The organism is Paenibacillus tianmuensis, assembly GCF_900100345.1.
Taxonomy (GTDB): Bacteria; Bacillota; Bacilli; order Paenibacillales; family NBRC-103111; genus Paenibacillus_G; species Paenibacillus_G tianmuensis.
This window is the reverse complement of the sequence record NZ_FMTT01000093.1, coordinates 1-3115: the sequence shown is the minus strand read 5'-3', so window position 1 is coordinate 3115 and position 3115 is coordinate 1. Positions and strand designations below refer to the sequence as shown.

Genomic DNA, 3115 nt, shown 5'->3' with positions numbered 1-3115 from the left:
GGATACCTTATTTTGGTTAATCAACAGGCGTGATCGGGGAAATACATCGGTTTAATCATGCAAAGAAACTAGTCGCTTTTGCAGGCATTGATCCCAGTGTGTATTCATCCGGGAAATTCACGGCAACAACAAATCGAATCACAAAACGTGGCTCCAAACGACTGCGACACACCCTATATCTTGCAGTTTTATGTGGGCTAAGACGTTCTGGAAGCAAGAAGTTAAGGGTGTTTTATGATAAGAAACGTAGTGAGGGAAAACCTTATCGAGTGGCAGTCGTTGCTTGTATAAACAAGCTACTCCATTGGATATTTGCCGTTTTAACACATAAAGAATTCTTTATAGATATCGTCTAGAATCCAGAACATTTCTCTAGAAGAAAAGCCTTCCAGCAAGGATAGGAAGGTTATTAGCTATGCTTAGTATAAGACTATAATTCAAAGAAATTAAGAGAAAAATATTGACAAGATATTAGCTGGTTTTAGTTGAGTAACCTGCCTTATCTCTACGATACGGTTCATACTAAAGTTCTCCGTATTATGCGTTGTAATTTTTATCTATACACAGGTGTTCACAAAGAATTTTCAGTATCTTTCCTCTTTAAATTTCATCTAAAATTGATGAAAAATATCAACAACTCGAAAAGTTTGACAAACCAACATTAAATCATCACTAAAAGTAAGATTGTGTAAACCTAGCTCCCACGTGAAAAATTTAACGTGCACTTCATACCAATATGTATAGCTTAAATCGCCTTCACCTTCATTTTTTGCAAAGTCAGCAGTCACTTCATTCATTTTGAGAAGTTCAACGTTGGTGTATTGAATAATGGCTACAGGTTGATTGCTTCCGTCTAATACAATATCGTATTGTCCCTGTTTAGGCAGTTCCTCATTTTCAAACTCATATACACAGTGTGCAGCACATGTTGCCGTTTTTTTGCCATCAACAACAAGCTTTGCTAATTCATCGCCCATTTCCTTAGAACCATCTCCAAACATCCAAGCCGCAGGAACTTCTATATTTAGGTTTTCCTTTTGAGCATACGACTGCCAATATTGTCCAATTGCATTTGTTGTCATGATGTTCTCTCCTTGTTTTGATCCTTCAGATCAATTTAATATAATATAATATAATATAGTGTAATTATAACAATTAATTCAACTTGCGCAGCTTGAATTTGGAAAATAAGCATCTTTACTTTATTCATGAGTTCTTTAAAGGATCGCTTTCAACTCTTACCTGCCCATATTCTAATACATTATTTTAACTAAAATTCGGCAATCAGTTCATACTAAACTGCCTTTATTCGCCGGACAAATATCACTATCGTCTTAATCTGCTGATATAACTACTATCAAGCACAATTTCTTTTCTTATGGTGAGTACCATCACTTGTGATACGGTTCGGCTTATCGTTCTTTTTGCAAATTATTGGTTGAAATAAACAATCAATTTTATATTACTACATGCGCATCTAAGCTCTATTACTTTTGATTATATAGTTAATTTGTGGAGGACTTGAAGAACTGATCCATATTATACGAGGTCGATTTTAAATTAATATTTTTATACTGAGGGTTGAGCTCAACATGTTCATCCATTACTTTCTGTAATGATTCAAAAAGTAAAATCAACTGGTTATGGTATTCAATAAGCTCAGTATGAATTTCATCAATTGAGTATATTCTACCATTTTTATAGAGATCTTCACCCCTAAACAGCTCACCATTAATGTATTGAATATCAGTAGTCTGTTCATCTCCCATGTAGGTATTTATAACTTTAGCTATAACTATATCGGGTGCGGTTTCGTCAAATATTTCTCGTTCAATAACGGGATACACGCCTTGCTCTGCCAATAACTTTTTTGAGTTCACTTCAAAATCATCATTAATCTTCAACTTTAAAGTTGATTTAATAATGAATTCACTAAGCCTTAAGTTCCGATTATGTTTTAAATCGTTAGCAATTCTTCTTATATTCACAGACCTACTAGCATTAACCCTATACGTATTATTAAAAGAGATTAAGTTAGCTAAAAACTCTTTAACACGTTGCTCTTTCATAGATGTTAGCTTGCTAATGACATCTTCGTATTTACATAGGCTCTCAGCTTTTTTGACCCATCCTGAACCATTGCGACGAATTCCCTTTTTACCTTTCCATAGTCTAAATAAGAACCAAGGTATTTGAATAAACAAATCAAAACAACCGTTGTAATCAATTATTGCATGTCTAAGATGTGTCCCGAAATAATATTTAATAATCGCTCATCATCAATAACGTGTTCCGTTTTATCAGAGTAAGTTAACGATAGACTTGCATCGCCTAACGTTTGTAAAAAATCTGTTACTTTCATAATTGCTATCCTAATATCCATACCCTCAAGTTCCATATATAACTCAGCATCGCCATATGGGTGCGGGTTATCTTTAAGCATAAAAATCACTCCTTTTTATACTAGAATTATACCTTTTATTATTTAAATGTGGCAATCTGCCCCAATTATATTTAGTCGTACATATAGATATAACGACTATAACCACCACTATTTTTCCATTACTACTTTCATGCTTAATTAATACTTTTTTTAAGATGAACCAATTATTTATAATCATCCTTATTATTCAATATCATTATCCACTTTTTACACAGAACTATTTCATCTCACATAACATTTTATAAGGTATCGTTAACTCAAATCTTTCCTTTACCATCACTTGTGATACGGTTCAGCATATCACAATTAAACTCTCCTGCCCGTTAGCTCAATGAAGTGCAACTAAAGTTTTTCGTAAATCTGAGCATAAGCCTTTTTCATTTCTTCTCGTAATTTTTTGTTCTCGTTATCCAGTGCTTTGATTTTGCGTTTTAACGTTTCGATGAGTATATCCTTATTCGCATCATTCATCTCACGCTTTATTTGCTTTGGAGTAGGTGCTTGTGATTGTTGACGGCGTAAGGATTCGATCCTCTCGCGGATATCTGAATGGTTATTTGAACACTCCCACGACCTACGCTAATGGCGCTGAGGTGGGGGATTCTTGCGAACAGAGAAGCATCCTTCTCTTCTTGAGCAAGCGATCCCTGCGGTTCCCGCAGTTCAGCCCAT

Annotated in this window: 4 protein-coding genes and 2 pseudogenes; 1 reads left to right on the top strand and 5 read right to left on the bottom strand. The window is 34.7% G+C overall.

From position 1 onward, the window contains the following. Positions 1–32: 32 nt before the first annotated feature. Positions 33–356, top strand: a pseudogene (locus tag BLO51_RS28170) (transposase); the annotation flags it as partial. Between the two features lie 255 nt (positions 357–611). Here the strand turns inward: BLO51_RS28170 and BLO51_RS28165 are convergent. The 5 genes and pseudogenes from BLO51_RS28165 to BLO51_RS30000 all read right to left on the bottom strand — a co-directional run. Then, positions 612–1082 carry an ASCH domain-containing protein gene (locus BLO51_RS28165; RefSeq protein WP_090677445.1) on the bottom strand — a complete coding sequence of 157 codons (471 nt, stop codon included), beginning with the start codon at positions 1080–1082 and terminating at the stop codon, positions 612–614. Positions 1083–1505: 423 nt separating this feature from the next. Further along, positions 1506–2204 carry a hypothetical protein gene (locus BLO51_RS28160; RefSeq protein ID WP_090677443.1) on the bottom strand — a complete coding sequence of 233 codons (699 nt, stop codon included), beginning with the start codon at positions 2202–2204 and terminating at the stop codon, positions 1506–1508. A 23-nt stretch (positions 2205–2227) separates the two neighbouring features. Further along, a complete protein-coding gene (locus BLO51_RS28155) occupies positions 2228–2443 on the bottom strand; it encodes a hypothetical protein (protein ID WP_090677442.1) in 216 nt (71 codons plus the stop codon). A gap of 342 nt (positions 2444–2785) precedes the next feature. Further along, a pseudogene (locus BLO51_RS30705) lies at positions 2786–2998 on the bottom strand (DUF6262 family protein); the annotation flags it as partial. Continuing rightward, a partial coding sequence (locus BLO51_RS30000; protein WP_217266813.1) for a hypothetical protein occupies positions 2923–3115 on the bottom strand: 193 nt, incomplete at its 5' end. The pseudogene BLO51_RS30705 and the gene BLO51_RS30000, both read right to left, overlap by 76 nt.